Source organism: Brucella sp. IR073, from assembly GCF_049065735.1.
GTDB lineage: Bacteria > Pseudomonadota > Alphaproteobacteria > Rhizobiales > Rhizobiaceae > Paramesorhizobium.
On sequence record NZ_JBAKHD010000002.1, the window covers coordinates 257,376 to 274,424 of the forward strand.

The window sequence follows — 17,049 nt, forward strand, 5'->3', positions numbered from 1 at the left end:
ATCGATGCCGGGAAGATTATTCCGCGTCGGCGTCTTCTGACTTTTTCTTGTCCTGGGCGATTTCCTTGCCGGTCTCCTGATCGACGACCTTCATCGACAGGCGGACCTTGCCGCGCTCGTCGAAGCCCATCAGCTTGACCCAGACTTTCTGGCCTTCCTTGACCACGTCGGTGGTCTTCTGCACGCGCTCCGAAGCCAGCTGGGAAATATGGACGAGACCATCGCGGGGGCCGAAGAAATTGACGAAGGCGCCGAAATCGGCGGTCTTGACGACCGTGCCCTCGTAGATCTCGCCCACCTCCGGCTCGGCGACGATGGAGTGGATCCACTTCTTCGCCGCCTCGATCTCCTTGCCATTGGAAGAGGCGATCTTGACCGTGCCGTCATCCTCGATGTTGATCTTGGCGCCGGTCTTCTCGACGATCTCGCGGATGACCTTGCCGCCCGAACCGATGACGTCACGGATCTTGTCGACCGGGATGTTCATCACCTCGATGCGCGGGGCGAACTCGCCGAGTTCCGCGCGGGCGCCGGAGAGCGCCTTCGACATCTCGCCGAGGATATGGGCGCGACCGCCCTTGGCCTGGTCGAGGGCGACCTTCATGATCTCCTCGGTGATGCCGGCGATCTTGATGTCCATCTGCAGCGAGGTGACGCCGTTTTCCGTGCCGGCAACCTTGAAGTCCATGTCGCCGAGGTGGTCCTCGTCACCGAGAATGTCCGAGAGAACGGCGAAGCGCTCGCCCTCTTTGATGAGACCCATGGCGATGCCGGCCACCGGACGCTGCAGCGGCACGCCCGCATCCATCAGCGCCAGCGAGGTGCCGCAGACGGTCGCCATCGAAGAGGAGCCGTTCGACTCGGTGATCTCCGAGACGGCGCGGATCGTATAGGGGAACTGCTCCTTGGCGGGCAGCATCGGATGGATGGCGCGCCAGGCGAGCTTGCCGTGGCCGATCTCGCGGCGGCCGGGCGAGCCCATGCGGCCCGTCTCGCCGACCGAGAAGGGCGGGAAGTTGTAATGCAGAAGGAAGGTTTCCTTATACATGCCCGTCAGCGAATCGACGAATTGCTCGTCTTCGCCGGTGCCGAGCGTGGCAACGACGATGGCCTGCGTCTCACCGCGGGTAAAGAGCGCCGAGCCATGGGTGCGCGGCAGGATGCCCACCTGCGCCTCGATCGGCCGGACGGTGGTGAGGTCACGGCCGTCGATGCGGTGACCGGTGTCGAGGATGTTCCAGCGCACGATCTTGGCCTGGAGCTCCTTGAACACGCTCGCGACCTGTTCGGCCGTATACTCGGTCGTCTCCGCGCCTTCGGGAAGGAAATGCGCCTTGACCTTGGCCTTGGCGGCGTCGACGGCGCCATAGCGGGCCTGCTTGTCGGTGATCTTGTAGGCCTCGCGCAGGTCGCTTTCGATGACTTTCAGCATCGCGGCTTCAAGCGCGGAGAGGTCTTCCGGCTGGAAGTCGCGCGGCTCCTTGGCGGCGACTTCGGCAAGCTTGATGATCGCATCGATGACCGGCTGGAACGCCTTGTGGCCGAACATGACGGCGCCGAGCAGCACATCCTCCGAAAGCTCCTGCGCTTCCGATTCCACCATCAGCACGGCATCGGACGTGCCGGCGACGACGAGGTCGAGCTTCGATTCCGGCATCTCATCGAGATGCGGGTTCAGCACATACTGACCGTTGATATAGCCGACGCGCGCGCCGCCGACCGGGCCCATGAAGGGAACGCCGGAAAGCGTCAGCGCCGCGGACGCCGCGACCATCGACAGCACGTCCGGGTTGTTTTCAAGGTCGTGCTGCAGGACGGTGACGATGACCTGGGTGTCGTTCTTGTAGCCATCGGGGAAAAGCGGGCGGATCGGACGGTCGATCAGGCGGGAAACCAGCGTTTCGTTCTCGCTCGGACGGCCCTCGCGCTTGAAATAGCCGCCGGGGATGCGGCCGGCCGCATAGGTCTTTTCCTGATAATTGACGGTGAGCGGGAAGAAATCCTGCCCCGGCTTCGGCTCCTTGGCGGAGACGACGGTGGCAAGAACCACCGTTTCGCCATAGGTGGCGACGACGGCGCCATCGGCCTGACGGGCGATCTTGCCGGTTTCGAGAACGAGCGGACGCCCGCCCCATTCGATTTCGACTTTATGGGTATTGAACATGGTTCAGTCCTTTATCGGGAATGGCAAGCATTCCCTGCTTCGTTGGCGGACAGGCCATGGGCAAGACAGCAGAAAGCTTGGGATATGGCGACCCTGCGCCAAGCTCTCAACAATCCTGCCCCATGACAGGTCCTGTGTGCTGGCTTCCATCCCTTGAATAAAAGCCCAGTGAAAATTCGGCGGGCGTGTGACACGCCCGCCGAACAAAAAGCCTTAGCGGCGCAGGCCCAGCTTGCCGATCAGCGTCTGGTAGCGGCCTTCGTCCACGCCCTTGAGGTAGTCAAGGAGACGGCGGCGCTGCGAGACGAGCTTCAGGAGGCCACGGCGGGAGTGGTTGTCCTTCTTGTGGTCCTTGAAGTGCTCGGTCAGATTGGCGATACGCTCGGAGAGAACAGCAACCTGGACTTCCGGAGAGCCGGTGTCGCCTGCCTTCGTGGCGTATTCCTTGATGAGTGCCTGCTTGCGTTCAGCGGTAATCGACATCGCAAACCCTTTCATGTGAGAGGAGAAGAGTCGCCCACGGCCGGGATGTCGTCCAGCGGGGGCCGGTTCAATTACGGACAAGGCAGATGCCCGCCGATGCCGGGCATATAGTGGAAATGGGGCGATATTGCCAGTTATTTCTGGTTTCCCCTCGCCGTCATCCTCGGGCTTGTTCCGAGAATCTGCTGTCCGGGCAGTTTCAAAGCCGCGTCTTATGAGACACGGGTTTGCAGCGGCAAACGTTGTAGATCCTCGGGACAAGCCCGAGGATGACAGCATTGGCTACCCAGCTGTAAACACCCGCTTCGGCTTGAACTGGCCCTGTTCGATATAGCCGATGGCCAGCAGCTTGCCGCGGATCGTCACGCAGGCCTCGTCCGCTTCCACGGGCGCGTCACGACCACGGAGGATAATCGGGTTGCCCATGCGGATGCGGTGGGCCTGTTCGTCGGACAGCGCCATTTGCGGCAGGCAGTCGAGCGCAGCGCCCGTGTCGATGACCAGTGCGTCGAGGGCAGAGAAATCGCGCCGGGGGCGCGGGGCGGTGCCGTCCTCTTCGGCATCCCTCGGCGGGAGCGGCGGCCAGGCGGCTTCCAACTCTTCCAGGGTCACGAGGTCTTCAGGGGTGAATGGTGCGACTTCGACACGGCGCAGATCGGAGATATGGCCGTAGCAGCTCAAGTCACGGCCCATGTCGCGGGCGAGCGAACGGACATATGTGCCCTTGCCGCATTCGACCTCAAAGACCGTGTGGGTTTCGTCCGGCATATCCACGATTTCGAGCCGGCCGATTTCGACCTCGCGGGCGGGAATTTCGATGCTCTCGCCCTCGCGCGCCAGATCATAGGCGCGCTCTCCGGCGATCTTGATGGCGGAGAATTGCGGCGGCACCTGCTGGATGACGCCAGTATAGCGCGGCAGCAGGGCGGATATCTCATCTTTCGTCGGGCGCTTGTCCGAGGTCTGCGTCACGCCGCCTTCGAGGTCATCGGTGGAGCGTTCCTCGCCCCAGGCGACGGTGAAGCGGTAGATCTTCGCGCCATCCATGACGTAAGGAACGGTCTTCGTCGCCTCACCCAGCGCAATCGGCAGCATGCCGGAAGCCAGCGGATCGAGCGTACCGGCATGGCCCGCCTTCTCGGCATTGAACAGCCATTTGATCTTCGAGACCGCCTCGGTCGACCCCATGCCCTTTGGCTTGTCGAACACCACCCAGCCGGAAATCGGCCGGCCCTTTTTCTTGCCGCGTCTTGCCATTCTTAAAAGTCGTTCCTGTTATCTGAATCGTTTGCGGGTGCCGCACCCTCCCTCCCCCTTGCGGGGAGGGTGGCCCGATAGGGTCGGGTGGGGGTGGTGACGTTTGCGCCTTTGCTGAAGACCGTGGCGCAAACGTAACCACCCCCATCCGCCCGCTAACACGGGCACCTTCCCCGCAAGGGGGAAGGAAGGCGCCAAGCTTTCAATCGCTCCCGCCGTCTCCACCGTCGCTATCCATGTCGTCCCCATCTTCATCATCCCGACGAGGATTCGGCAAATCCCGCGATACCTCCGGCGAGCGCAGTAACGCATCGATCTTGGCGAAATTGTCGAAACTGGTGTCGATCCGGAAACGGAACTCCGGCATATATTTCATCTGCCGCAAGCCCGGCGCGACGCGGCCGCGGATGAACTTGGCGTGATGGTTCAGCGCCCTGATGACCGCATCGCCGTCGATGGCGCCGATGGGCGAGATGAAGCAGGTGGCGATTTTCAGGTCCGGCGACATGCGCACCTCCGAAACCGAAAGCACGCTGTTTTCCAGCACTGGGTCCATGACCTCGCCGCGCTGGAGCACATTGCTCAGCTCATGGCGGACCTGCTCGCCGACGCGAAGCTGGCGCTGCGAAAGGCCGGAGGAAGAAGAACGGGACATGGGATTAATTCCTGTATCCGCACAGATCGTCATTCTCGGGCTTGTCCCGAGAATCTACAACGAAGAAGCGCAAAGCCAACGATCGTCCTGGCAGCACGCGAGCCGCAGATCCTCGGGGCAAGCCCGAGGATGACGCCGTGATTACAGCGTGCGCGTGATGTGCTCGACGCGGAAGGCCTCGATGATATCGCCGGGGCGGATATCGTCGTAATTCTCGAAGGCCATGCCGCATTCCTGGCCGCCGGGCACTTCCGACACTTCGTCTTTGAAGCGCTTGAGCGTCTTGAGCTTGCCTTCGTGGATGACGACGTTGTCGCGGATAAGGCGCACACCGGCACCGCGCTCGACCTTGCCTTCGGTGACGCGGCAGCCCGCGACCTTGCCGACCTTGGTGATGTTGAAGACCTCGAGGATCTCCGCATTGCCGAGGAAGGTCTCGCGGCGTTCCGGCGAGAGCAGGCCGGACATCGCCGCCTTCACATCATCCACCAGATCGTAGATAATGTTGTAGTAGCGGATCTCGATGCCCTGCTGCTCGGCGGCGCTACGCGCCTGCGCATTGGCACGGACGTTGAAGCCGATGATCGCCGCGCCGGAGGCTTCCGCCAGTGACACGTCGCTCTCGGTGATGCCGCCCGCGCCCGAATGGACGATGCGCGCGCGCACCTCGTCGGTGCCGAGCTTCTCCAGCGCGCCGGCGATGGCTTCGATGGAGCCCTGCACGTCGCCCTTGATGACCAGCGGGAATTCTTTCACGCCGCTCACCTGCAGCTGGCTCATCATCTGCTCCAGCGAGCCGCGCGAACCGGCCTGCCTTGCCACGGCCTTTTCACGGGCGAGGCGCTGGCGGTATTCCGAAATTTCCCGGGCACGCGCCTCGTTCTCAACAACCGCCAAGCGGTCGCCCGCCTGCGGCGTGCCCTGCAGGCCGAGAATCTCGACCGGCATTGCGGGACCGGCTTCCTTGACATGCTCGCCACGGTCGTTGACGAGGGCGCGCACACGGCCCCATTCGCTGCCCGCAACGATGATGTCGCCCGGATGGAGCGTGCCCTTCTGCACCAGCACGGTCGCAACGGAACCACGGCCACGGTCGAGCTTCGCCTCGATGACGACGCCCTCGGCGGTGCGCTCCGGATCGGCCTTCAGGTCGAGGATTTCGGCCTGCAGCAGGATCGCTTCCAGGAGCTTGTCGAGGTTCAGGCCAGTCTTAGCGGAAACTTCCACATCGAGCGTTTCGCCGCCCATGGATTCCACGAAGACCTCGTGCTGCAGAAGCCCAGTGCGAACCTTCTGCGCATCGGCCTGCGGCTTGTCGATCTTGTTGATGGCAACAATGATCGGCACGCCTGCCGCCTTGGCGTGGTTGATCGATTCGATGGTCTGCGGCATGACGCTGTCATCCGCCGCCACGACCAGCACGGCAATATCGGTCGCCTGCGCGCCACGGGCACGCATCGCGGTGAAGGCGGCGTGGCCCGGCGTGTCGATGAAGGTGATCTTCTGGCCGTTCTGCTCCACCTGATAGGCACCGATATGCTGCGTGATGCCGCCGGCTTCGCCGGAGACGACATTCGCATGACGGATAGCGTCGAGCAGCGAGGTCTTGCCGTGGTCGACGTGGCCCATGATGGTCACGACAGGCGGACGCGGCTTCATCGCTTCCGGCTTGTCCGAGACATTGAAGATGCCTTCCTCGACGTCGGACTCGGCGACACGGCGAACCGTATGGCCGAACTCCTCGGCAATCAGCTGCGCCATATCCGCATCGATGACGTCGCCGGGCTTCATCATCTGGCCCTGCTTCATCAGATATTTGATGACGTCGACCGAACGTTCGGTCATGCGCTGCGCCAGTTCCTGAATGGTGATCGTCTCGGGGATGGTCACCTCGCGAGAAATCTTCTCGCGATTTTCCTGATACATCGCGCGCTTGGCCTTCTCCTGACGGCGGCGCATGGCAGCCATCGAACGGCCGCGCGCGGCGCCGTCATCGTCGAGAGCGCTTGTCAGGGTCAGCTTGCCGCGACGGCGGTCGTCATCCCCCTTGGTCGCCTTCGGCGCGCGCACCTCGGGCTTGGCCGGTGCGCCACGGCGGGCGCCGGCGGGACCGCGGCGCTCTTCCTCATCGTCGGCGACGAGCGGACCCTTGCGCGGCGCGACAACAGGCTTTGCCGCCGCAGGTTCCGGAGCGGGGCTGGCGGCCTGGGCCGCTTCGGGCGCGCGGCGGCGCGCTTCTTCCTCGGCGCGCTTGCGCGCTTCGGCTTCGGCCTTCAGCCGCGCCTCTTCCTCGGCCTGGCGGCGCGCGGATTCCTCGCGCTCCTTCGCACGGCGAGCCTCTTCCTCAGCCCGGCGCTTCGCCTCTTCGGCGGCACGGGCACGTTCTTCCGCATCGCGCGCCTGAGCGCCTTCAAGCGCACGGCGACGCGCCTCGATCTCGGAGCGCGAAAGCGTGTTCAGCACCATGCCGGAACGGTCGGCAGGCTTCTGGCGCGGCGGAGGAGGCGTCTCTGTGCGCGGCGTCGGAGGCGGCGCGACATGCGGCTTCGACACCGGCTGCGCGGCTGCAGGCGCAGGCGCCTCCGGCTTATCGCCGGGCAGCGAAAACTTACGCTTCTTCGTTTCAACGACGACAGACTTCGTACGCCCGTGGCTGAAATTCTGGCGCACGGTGCTCTGCTCGACGCCGGGCCGCTTCAGGGTCAACGTCTTCTTCGTATTGACGCTCAGCGTCTTGTCGTCGCTCGATTTGCTATCGCTCATTCCGTTTCCTTCGCGGCTTTGCCGCCATATCTATTCCGAATCCGTTGCGCTTCCACCGCGAAATCGATGCAGCAGACGCGCCCGCGTGACGAACCCGGTCGCCGCCGTTCCTTCAAGCACGGCAGCATGTATCACATTTCCGCCACCAAATGCCAAATCCATTTCACCGCCTGTAAAAAGTGTGAAGGCGGGTATGTCGGGGCCTCCCGCATGGATAACCGCGCGGCGGGCCTGATCAAGTTTTCGCACCCCGTCGGCAGCGGCTTCCACCGCATGGAGCACCAGAGCCGCCCGGCCGCTGCGAATGGCGTCGTCGACCTTGGCGGAGCCCGTCACCACGGCGCCGGCCTTGCGTGCCAGCGAGAGACTACCGAGGGCCGACTTGGTGAGAAGCCGATCCACCAGCGCTCCCAAACCATCCGGCGCGGTCACGCCCGCTTTCAGGGCACGGGGGAAGAGCTTCTTCCGCACCGCCTCGTCCACATAGCGCCGCTCGGCTTTCACCCAGCAGCCGCGGCCGGGCAGGTTGCGCTTCAAATCCGGAACTACCGAACCATCCGGCCCCGCCACGAAGCGGATCAAGCCTTCAACGTCGCCGCTTTCGCGCGTAACGATGCAAGTCCTGTCGTTCATATCGGGTTCCACGCTTCCCGCTCCCAGCGCAGCATCATTGCCCCTCACCCTTCTCCCCGTCCCACAACGCTTCGCCGATTCTATGCGAGCAGGGAGAGAGAGGCAGGCGGACAAGGGGCAATGCTCAGATTTTACTCCGCAGCCGCCTCGCCGCCGGCCTCAGCTTCGGCTTCCTCGTCGACGCTTTCCTCATCGAGCCCCTTCGCGAGATCTTCTTCCGTGATCCAGCCGCATTTCAGGCGGGCGGCCAGAACCATTTGTTCGGCATCGGCGCGCGAGACCTCGAAGGGCGTCAGCACGCCGGGATGCGTGGTCGTCTCGCCTTCCTTGCGCTCGCGCCAGCCGGTCAGATCATCGACGGCATAACCAGCGAAGTCCTCGACAGTCTTGACGCCGTCCTCACCCAGGGCCACGAGCATGGCCGTGGTGATGCCGGGCAGCTCGCGCAGTTCGTCGGAAACGCCCAGTTCCTTGCGGCGCGCATCGCGCTCGCTTTCGATGCGGTCGAGATATTCCCTGGCCCGCTCCTGGATTTCGCTCGCCGTATCATCATCGAAACCGTCGATGGATGCAATCTCATCCGACTCGACAAAGGCAATTTCCTCGACCGAGGCGAAGCCTTCCGAGGCCAGAACCTGCCCGACCATTTCGTCGACATTAAGCGCATCCATGAAGAGATTCGAGCGCTCGGTGAATTCCTTCTGGCGGCGCTCGGACTCTTCCTGCTCCGTCAGAATATCGATGTCCCAACCGGTGAGCTGCGAGGCGAGGCGGACATTCTGGCCGCGACGACCGATCGCAAGAGATAGTTGGTCATCGGGAACGACAACTTCAATACGCTCCGCGTCTTCATCGAGCACGACCTTGGCGACTTCCGCCGGCTGAAGGGCGTTGACGATGAAGGAAGCCGCATCCGGCGACCACGGAATGATGTCGATCTTCTCGCCCTGCAATTCGGCAACCACCGCCTGAACGCGCGAGCCGCGCATGCCGACGCAGGCGCCCACGGGATCAATGGACGCATCGCGCGAGATCACGGCGATCTTCGCGCGCGAACCCGGATCGCGGGCGACCGACTTGATCTCGATGATGCCGTCATAGATTTCCGGCACTTCCATGGTGAAGAGCTTCGCCATGAATTGCGGATGGGTGCGCGACAGGAAAATCTGCGGGCCGCGCTGCTCGCGGCGCACGTCATAGACATAGGCGCGGATACGGTCGCCATAGCGGAAGGTCTCGCGCGGGATCAGCTCGTCGCGGCGGACGATGGCTTCGCCCTTGCCGAGATCGACAATGACATTGCCATATTCGACGCGCTTGACGGTGCCGTTGATGATCTCGCCGACGCGATCCTTGTATTCGTCATACTGCTTGTCGCGCTCGGCCTCGCGCACCTTTTGTACGATGACCTGCTTGGCGGACTGTGCTGCAATGCGGCCGAAATCCATCGGCGGAAGCTGGTCGGCGATGAAGTCGCCGATCTGCGCATCGGGATTGCGGTCGCGGGCGATTTCAAGCGGAACTTGCGTGGCATAGTCCTCGACATTATCGACCACTTCGAGGAGGCGCTGGAGACGGATCTCGCCGGTCTTGGCGTTGATGTCGGCGCGGATATTGGTCTCCTGGCCATAGCGCGAGCGAGCCGCCTTTTGGATGGCGTCGGCCATGGCCGCGATCACGATCTCGCGGTCGATCGACTTCTCGCGCGCGACCGCATCGGCGATCTGCAGAAGCTCTAGCCTGTTTGCACTGACTGCCATGGGTATCTCTCCTTGGTATAGCGCCCGCGATTTCCTCATCGCCGGGGCCGCATGAGATCTCTATCAGTTCTTGTCCGCGTTATCGGCTTCGGCGCCTTCGCCTTCCGGCGCATCGAGCGAACCGGCGCCATCATCCGGGATGCGGCCTTCGCGCAGCGCCTTGTCCTTGCGCAGCGCTTCGCGGATCAGTTCATCGGTCAGGATCAGCCGGGCGTCGGATACGAGTTCGAACGGTATGCGTACGACAGCTTCCGCGCCATAGGTCGCCTGATCGCTCTCGATGGTGACGCTGTCCGCGTCAACCGCGGCGATGCGGCCGCGGAACTTCTTGCGGCCATCATGCACCATTGAGGTTTCCACCTTGGCGATATGGCCTTGCCAGTTGGCGAAGTCCGACTTGCGCACCAGCGGGCGATCGATGCCCGGCGAGGAAACTTCGAGATGATATTTGCGGTCGATGGGGTCCTCCACATCGAGAACCGGCGAAACCGTGCGGCTGACAAGCTCGCAATCCTCGACCGTCATCGTGCCGTCGAAGCGCTCGGCCATGATCTGCAGGGTCAAGCCATTGAGGCCCGAAAGCCGCACCCGCACGAGGCGAAAACCCAGCGCTTCCAGCACCGGCTCGACGATATTGGCGACGCGGGCGTCGATGCCGGTTTCGCGGATAATGCGCTCGTCATTTACCGGCGCGTCATTCGATTGGAGATTTGCAGTCTCTTCCGTCAACGGAACTTCCTTGTCAATTTCGCGACGCATGATCACATCCGAAAAGTCTGCAACTTTTTGCTGACGCTGACCTTCGGTTCGGGATCATGCTTCTAGGTAACAAAAAAGAGCGGGACCGGGTGGACCCACTCTTGTTCTGACGACCAAGAATTTGAGGTCTATATACCTGCCTTGGGGGAGATTTTCAAGGGCGGGAATGAAATGCTTTGATAGCCGAGCGTTTCCCCTCCCCTGCGGACGGATGTCACGCAAGCCATTTCTAAATCGTCGTTGAGGTGGAAACGTTGAGGAATGGATCCCAGTGACAAGCACTGGGATGACGGGGTGGAGGTGCTTTCGCTTTACGAGGACCGTACTTGCGAGCGGAGACATTGGCGATTAGCGCCGACAGCCACCCCATCCGTCATCCCAGTGCTTGTCACTGGGATCCATTCCTCAACGGCGAAGCTGCAACGACCTCGCAGAATATTTTTAATCCTCATTCGCCGCCAGCTCCGCCAGCAGTCTGCCCTTGCCCCGGGCGCGCAGGATGAGCGGCACGACTACGGCGGCGACGGCGAGCAGCAGCAGAACGATGGCAATCGGCGAATGGACCAGAACGGTCGGGTCACCCTGACTAATGGACAAAGCCCGGCGCAATTGCTGTTCCGCCATCGGGCCAAGGATCAGGCCGACGACGACAGGCGCGATGGGGTAGCCGAAGCGGCGCAGGAAATAGCCGAGAAGGCCGAAGACGAGGAGCATGCCGAGCTCGAAGGTGGAAGGGTTGGCACCGATGGTGCCCAGCGTGGCGAACACCACGATGCCGGCATAGAGCCAGTGGCGCGGGATCGACAGAAGCTTCACCCAGAGGCCGATCAGCGGCAGATTGAGAACCAGCAGCATCAGATTGGCGACGAGCAGGCTGGCGATCAGGCCCCAGACCAGCGGTGCGTTGGTGGTGAAAAGGAGCGGTCCCGGCTGGAGGCCGAATTGCTGGAAACCGGCGAGCATGATCGCCGCCGTGGCAGTGGTAGGTAGGCCCAGCGTCAAGAGCGGCACCAGCGTTCCGGCGGCTGAAGCATTGTTGGCGGCCTCGGGACCGGCGACGCCTTCGATAGCGCCATGGCCGAATTCCTCTGGCTTTTTCGCCAGCTGCTTTTCGACGGAATAGGAAAGGAAGGTGCCGATCTCCGCGCCGCCCGCCGGCATGGCGCCGATGGGGAAGCCGATGGCCGTGCCGCGCAGCCAGGGCTTCCACGAACGGGCCCAATCCTCGCGGCTCATCCAGACCGAACCCTTGACCGCCTCGATCTCATCCTTGCCGAATTTGTGGGAGGCCGCGACGCTCAGCGTCTCGCCGATGGCGAAGAGGGCGACGGCGAGCGTCGTCACTTCCACACCGTCGAGAAGGTCGGGGATGCCGAAGGCAAGCCGCGCCTGTCCCGTTTGCAGGTCGATACCGATGAGGCCCAGCGTGAGGCCGAGGAAAAGCGAGGTGAGGCCGCGCAGCGTCGAATCGCCGAAGGCGGCGGAGACGGTCATGAAGGCGAGCACCATCAGCGCGAAATATTCCGCCGGGCCGAAGGACAGCGCGAATTTCACCACCCATGGCGCGAGCAGCGCGAGGCCAAGCGTGGCGATGAGACCGGCGACGAAGGAACCGATGGCCGATGTCGCCAACGCCGGGCCGCCGCGCCCAGCGCGCGCCATCTTGTTGCCCTCGATGGCGGTGACGATGGAGGAGCTTTCGCCGGGAGTATTCAGCAGGATCGAGGTGGTAGAGCCGCCATACATGCCGCCATAATAAATACCGGCGAACATGATGAGCGAGCCGGCGGGGTCAAGCTTGTAGGTGACGGGCAGAAGCAGCGCGACGGTCAGCGCCGGGCCAATGCCGGGCAGCACGCCGACAGCGGTGCCGAGCGTGACGCCCAGCAGCGCATAGAGAAGGTTCATCGGCTCGAGGGCGACGAGGAAGCCGTGCGCCAGAAGGGAGAAGGTGTCCATGGGTGGCGTGTCCCTAATGTCCGATGGTTGCGGGCGTTGCACTTGGACGCGTTGGCGGGACAGTACCCCCCTCTGCCCTGCCGGGCATCTCCCCCTCAAGGGGGGAGATTACGCCCTCATCAGCGCTTGGTATCAACCGCAAACCGCACAGAAGGAAGGCCGAGAGCAGTGTCAGCCGATCTCCCCCCTTGAGGGGGAGATGCCCGGCAGGGCAGAGGGGGGTGAGAGGCGCTTCCATTGCAATATCGCGTTAAATCAACTGTTCCAGCGGTCCTGCGGGCAGCGATAGCTGCAGCCCCTTGGCGAAGACCAGCCAGATGACGAAGGAGAGCACGATGCCTATCGGAATCGTCTGCCAGAGCGGGCCTTTGCCGAAGCCGCGCGCGGTGGCGGCGAAGAGCAGGCCCGTGGCGATGGAGAAGCCGGCCGTTTTCAAGAGCAGCATCTGCACGGCCAGCCCGCCGACGATCCAGAGGATCGGCTGTGTCTCCTGCGGCTCGCGCTCCGGAAAATCGCCGCGCCATGCCTCGATTACCGTCCATACCGACAGGATAAGAAGCCCGGCGGAAATGGCATAGGGGAAGGCGGTGGGGCCGATGCGGGCATAGCTTGCCGCGCCGCCCATCGTCGCCGTCTTCCAGAAGACGACGATGGCGAGGATGGCAAGACCGGCGGCAAAAACGAGTGCCGCCTTATCCGGCCCTGCGCGGCGCTTTTTCTCACTCACATCGGTCATTTGACGAGGCCGATATCCTTAAGGATGGTCGTCGTGGAAGCGACATCGGCGGCGAGCTGCTTGTCGAAAGCCTCACCGGCGAGGAACGTATCCTGCCAGCCCTTGGCGGCAAGCGCATCCTGCCAGGGCTTGGACTTGGCCATCTTCTCGATGTCGGCCGTGATCGCGGCCTTCTGCTCCGGCGTAATGCCGGGAGCGGCGGCGACCATGCGCCAGTTCTGCACGGCGACGTCGACGCCCTCTTCCTTGAAGGTCGGCGCGTCGACGCCTTCGATCCGCTTGTCGCTGGAGACGGCGAGAAGCCGCAACGCGCCCGCCTTGATCTGCGCTTCGAACTCGCCATAGCCAGAGATGCCTGCGGTCACCTGACCGCCGAGGATCGCGGCCAGCGCCTCGCCGCCGCCGGAATAGGCGATATAGTTGACCTTGGTCGGATCGACGCCCACCGCCTTGGCGATGAGCCCGGCAGCGATGTGATCGGTGCCCCCGGCGGAGCCGCCGCCCCAGGAGACGGAGCCGGGATCGGCCTTCAGCTTCTCGACCAGTTCCTTCATCGACTTGATCGGCGAGGAGGTCGGCACCACCACCGCCTCATATTCGCCGGTGAGACGCGCGATGGGGGTGACGTCCGAAAGCGTCACGGGCGACGCGTTGGTGAGGATCGCGCCGACCATCACATAGCCGCCGACGATAAGCTGCGAGGGGTCGCCCTTGGCCTGGTTGACGAACTGCGCGAGGCCAATGGTGCCGCCAGCGCCGGGCACATTGACCACCTGCACGCTCTTGGAGATGCCGTCTTCCTGCAGAACGGTCTGCATGGTGCGGGCGGTCTGGTCCCAGCCGCCGCCCGGTGCTGCCGGGGCGATGATCTTGTAATCAGCCGCGAATGCGGACGTGGAAATCGTCATGGCTGCCGTGATGGCAATGCCGGCCAAAAATTTGCGGGTATGATACATCAGTTTTGTCCTCCCTGATCCCTGCAAACCAAACAAGCCTGCACAGGCAGGATTGTCAATCCGTCAAAATAGGGGAGTGGGAGAATGGGTGAGTTCCCGTTCTGATGGAATCGGCAAGGCCTTCGCCGCCGTCATTCTCGGGCTTGTCCCGAGAATCTACAACGAAGGATGAAACGGCTACGTCAGCGATTTGGACGCGTGGCAGATTCTCGGGACAAGTCCGAGAATGACGGCGGAGAGCTTTCCTACTTCCTCACAAAAGTCAGATAGGCCGCGCGCCGCCCCTCCCGAAATGCCTTCGCCTCGTAGCGCGTGCCGGGCCATGCCTCGTAAGGCGTGTGCCAGTCCGCCGCGGACGAGGCCTGCCATTCGAATGCCGGATGCTCGCGGCAGTGAAGCAGCGTCCAGTTGACATAGGTATCTATATCGGAAGCGAAGCGGAAACGGCCGCCCGGCTTCATGACGCTGGCGAAGCGGTCAAGGTTCTTCGTGTTGACGAAACGGCGCTTCCAATGCTTCTTCTTCGGCCAGGGGTCCGGGTAGAAGAGATCGATACCGTCGAGCGAGGCTTCCGGCAGCCAGTCGAGCAGCTGCGTCGCGTCTTCGTCATAAAGGCGCAAATTCGGGAGTGGATCGTCTTTCAGCGCTGCAAGCAGCTTGGCCATGCCGTTGACGAAAGGCTCGACGCCGATGAAGCCGGTTTCCGGAAAGCGCCGCGCCTCGTGCAACAGATGCTCGCCGCCGCCGAAGCCGATTTCAAGCCGGACGCCCTTCACCGGAGCGCTGAAAAGCGTGGTTAGATCGACCGGTGCAGGCGATGCCAGATCGAGCCGCAGACGTGGCAGAAGGTCGTCACGGGTGGCGCGCTGGGCGGGGCGCAACGGCTTCCCGTGGCGGCGACCGAAGAAAGCTTCGGTCGCGCGCCCGCGGCGGGGTTCATGAGTCATGGGATGTTATGCTGCTATAGCGACCGCATCCCGCAGAGCCTTGACGAGATCGGTCTTCTCCCAGGAGAAGGAGCCGTCGCGGCCGGGCTTGCGACCGAAATGGCCGTAAGACGAGGTGCGGGCATAGATGGGGCGGTTGAGGTCCAGATGCTTGCGAATGCCGGTCGGGGACAAGTCCATGACTTTGCGCAAGGCGTCCTCCACCGTCGCTTCCAGCACCCGGCCGGTGCCGTGCAAATTGACATAGACCGCCAGGGGCTGCGCCACGCCGATGGCATAGGCAAGCTGGATGGTGCAGCGGTCGGCGAGGCCCGCGGCAACCACGTTCTTAGCGAGGTAACGCGCAGCATAGGCCGCCGAACGGTCTACCTTGGTGGTATCCTTACCGGAGAACGCACCGCCGCCATGCGGGGCCGCCCCGCCATAGGTGTCGACGATGATCTTGCGGCCCGTGAGGCCCGCATCGCCATCCGGTCCGCCGATGACGAATTTGCCGGTCGGGTTGATGTACCAGTTGCAATTATGCGCGATGGTCAGATCGCCCAGTGCCTCGCGGATATAGGGCTCGACGACCTCACGCACCTTTTTCGAATCCCAATTGGGGTCGAGATGCTGGGTCGAGAGTACGATTTGGGTGACTTCGGTGGGCTTGCCATCGACATAGCGCACGGTCACCTGGCTCTTGGCGTCGGGGCCAAGCTTGGCAGCATCCCCCTCGCCCTTGTGGCGGGCGGCGGAGAGCAGCTCCAGAATCTTATGGGAATAGTAGATCGGGGCGGGCATGAGATCCGGCGTCTCGCGGCAGGCATAGCCGAACATAATGCCTTGGTCGCCCGCGCCTTCCTCACCCTGACGGTCGGCAGCGTTATCGACGCCCTGGGCGATGTCGGCGGATTGCGGATGCAGCAGCACGTCGATCTTGGCGGTTTTCCAGTGGAAGCCCTCCTGCTCATATCCGATATCGCGGATGGCCCGGCGGGCGGCAGCGCGGAAGCGGGAAGGGTTGATGACCGGGTTGCCACGGGCATCCGTCACCACATTGCCGTTCTTGTCCTTCTTCAGGAGCGTCTCGGGCACACGCACCTCACCGGCGATAACGACGCGGTTGGTGGTGGCGAGCGTTTCACAGGCAATGCGGACCGACCAGGGATCGACGCCGGTTTTGCGCGCCTCCCGGTAGATCATGTCGACGATTTCATCGGAGATACGGTCGCAAACCTTGTCCGGATGACCTTCGGATACAGATTCGCTGGTGAAGAGATACGAACTGCGTAGCACGGGAAACCCCTCTTGAAAGTCCTGCGACATATCGCAGAAGAACAACGGCCGAAACAGCCATCTTTTCTTTGCCAATATAGGCAAGAACCGTCAATGCAGATTCGTTTTTGAAAGAGGCAATCCGGAGGAATTTTGCTCCTCCGGCTTCGCAATTATTCGTTATCGTCGGCCAGCGACTTGACGAGATCTATGATCTTGCGGCGGATCTTGGGGTCGGAGATCTTTGTGAAGGAACGGGTCAGCTGCACGCCTTCGTTGCTGTTGAGGAAATCGACCACATAGGTCGCCTCATTGTCCTCGCCGAAGCTGCCGGCTCCCGTATTGGTGTTGCTGCCGGGCGCGTCTTCAAAAAAGAAGGAGACGGGGACGTTCAGGATCGACGAAATCGCCTGGAGACGGCTCGCGCCGACGCGGTTCGTACCCTTTTCGTACTTTTGAATCTGCTGAAATGTAATTCCGAGACTTTCGCCAAGCTTTTCCTGGCTCAAGCCCAGCATGTTTCGGCGCAAGCGAATACGGCTTCCGACATGAACATCGATGGGATTAGGTTTCTTCTTGTTCTCAGTCATCAAATGTTGCTCCTAGCCGATGGCGCGCTTTCGGCATTTATCAGTCCTGCGGTGAACAGGTCGGAAAATACTACTGTATGGGAGGTAGTCGGACAAATGAGACATCGAACATTTGTCGCAACTGCATAAC

Annotated in this window: 14 protein-coding genes; all 14 read right to left on the bottom strand. The window is 62.6% G+C overall.

Going from position 1 to position 17,049, the window contains the following annotated elements; genetic code table 11:
* Positions 1 to 16 precede the first annotated feature (16 nt).
* Entirely contained in the window at positions 17 to 2,164 is a 2,148-nt protein-coding gene (gene pnp, locus ACOWVG_RS05005) for a polyribonucleotide nucleotidyltransferase (RefSeq protein WP_420960405.1), read from the bottom strand.
* Between the two features lie 213 nt (positions 2,165 to 2,377).
* Positions 2,378 to 2,647 (bottom strand): 30S ribosomal protein S15, encoded by a 270-nt coding sequence (gene rpsO, locus ACOWVG_RS05010; protein WP_420960406.1) that lies wholly within the window; start codon positions 2,645 to 2,647, stop codon positions 2,378 to 2,380.
* A gap of 282 nt (positions 2,648 to 2,929) precedes the next feature.
* Positions 2,930 to 3,904: a tRNA pseudouridine(55) synthase TruB gene (gene truB, locus ACOWVG_RS05015; protein ID WP_420960407.1), complete on the bottom strand. Its 975-nt coding sequence runs from the start codon at positions 3,902 to 3,904 to the stop codon at positions 2,930 to 2,932.
* Between the two features lie 202 nt (positions 3,905 to 4,106).
* Entirely contained in the window at positions 4,107 to 4,559 is a 453-nt protein-coding gene (gene rbfA, locus ACOWVG_RS05020; RefSeq protein ID WP_420960408.1) for a 30S ribosome-binding factor RbfA, read from the bottom strand.
* A 141-nt stretch (positions 4,560 to 4,700) separates the two neighbouring features.
* A complete protein-coding gene (gene infB, locus ACOWVG_RS05025; protein ID WP_420960409.1) occupies positions 4,701 to 7,322 on the bottom strand; it encodes a translation initiation factor IF-2 in 2,622 nt (873 codons plus the stop codon).
* Positions 7,323 to 7,352: 30 nt separating this feature from the next.
* The gene (locus tag ACOWVG_RS05030) at positions 7,353 to 7,955 is read right to left on the bottom strand and encodes an RNA-binding protein (RefSeq protein ID WP_420960410.1); all 603 of its coding nucleotides are present in this window, start codon (positions 7,953 to 7,955) and stop codon (positions 7,353 to 7,355) included.
* Positions 7,956 to 8,086: 131 nt separating this feature from the next.
* The gene (nusA, locus tag ACOWVG_RS05035) at positions 8,087 to 9,715 is read right to left on the bottom strand and encodes a transcription termination factor NusA (RefSeq protein WP_420960411.1); all 1,629 of its coding nucleotides are present in this window, start codon (positions 9,713 to 9,715) and stop codon (positions 8,087 to 8,089) included.
* 63 nt (positions 9,716 to 9,778) lie between these two features.
* Complete coding sequence (rimP, locus tag ACOWVG_RS05040; protein ID WP_420960412.1) at positions 9,779 to 10,474, bottom strand: ribosome maturation factor RimP; 696 nt, start codon at positions 10,472 to 10,474, stop codon at positions 9,779 to 9,781.
* Positions 10,475 to 10,915: 441 nt separating this feature from the next.
* On the bottom strand, positions 10,916 to 12,433 hold the full coding sequence (locus ACOWVG_RS05045; RefSeq protein ID WP_420960413.1) for a tripartite tricarboxylate transporter permease: 1,518 nt from the start codon (positions 12,431 to 12,433) through the stop codon (positions 10,916 to 10,918).
* A gap of 250 nt (positions 12,434 to 12,683) precedes the next feature.
* Positions 12,684 to 13,169, bottom strand: a complete 486-nt coding sequence (locus ACOWVG_RS05050; protein ID WP_420960414.1) for a tripartite tricarboxylate transporter TctB family protein — start codon at positions 13,167 to 13,169, stop codon at positions 12,684 to 12,686.
* Positions 13,166 to 14,077, bottom strand: a complete 912-nt coding sequence (locus ACOWVG_RS05055; protein WP_420960788.1) for a Bug family tripartite tricarboxylate transporter substrate binding protein — start codon at positions 14,075 to 14,077, stop codon at positions 13,166 to 13,168. Before ACOWVG_RS05055 ends, ACOWVG_RS05050 begins: the two co-directional genes overlap by 4 nt.
* Before the next feature lie 293 nt (positions 14,078 to 14,370).
* The gene (gene trmB / locus ACOWVG_RS05060) at positions 14,371 to 15,072 is read right to left on the bottom strand and encodes a tRNA (guanosine(46)-N7)-methyltransferase TrmB (protein ID WP_420960415.1); all 702 of its coding nucleotides are present in this window, start codon (positions 15,070 to 15,072) and stop codon (positions 14,371 to 14,373) included.
* A 6-nt stretch (positions 15,073 to 15,078) separates the two neighbouring features.
* Complete coding sequence (metK, locus tag ACOWVG_RS05065; RefSeq protein WP_420960790.1) at positions 15,079 to 16,380, bottom strand: methionine adenosyltransferase; 1,302 nt, start codon at positions 16,378 to 16,380, stop codon at positions 15,079 to 15,081.
* Positions 16,381 to 16,502: 122 nt separating this feature from the next.
* A complete protein-coding gene (locus tag ACOWVG_RS05070; protein ID WP_420960417.1) occupies positions 16,503 to 16,919 on the bottom strand; it encodes a helix-turn-helix domain-containing protein in 417 nt (138 codons plus the stop codon).
* Positions 16,920 to 17,049: the final 130 nt, after the last annotated feature.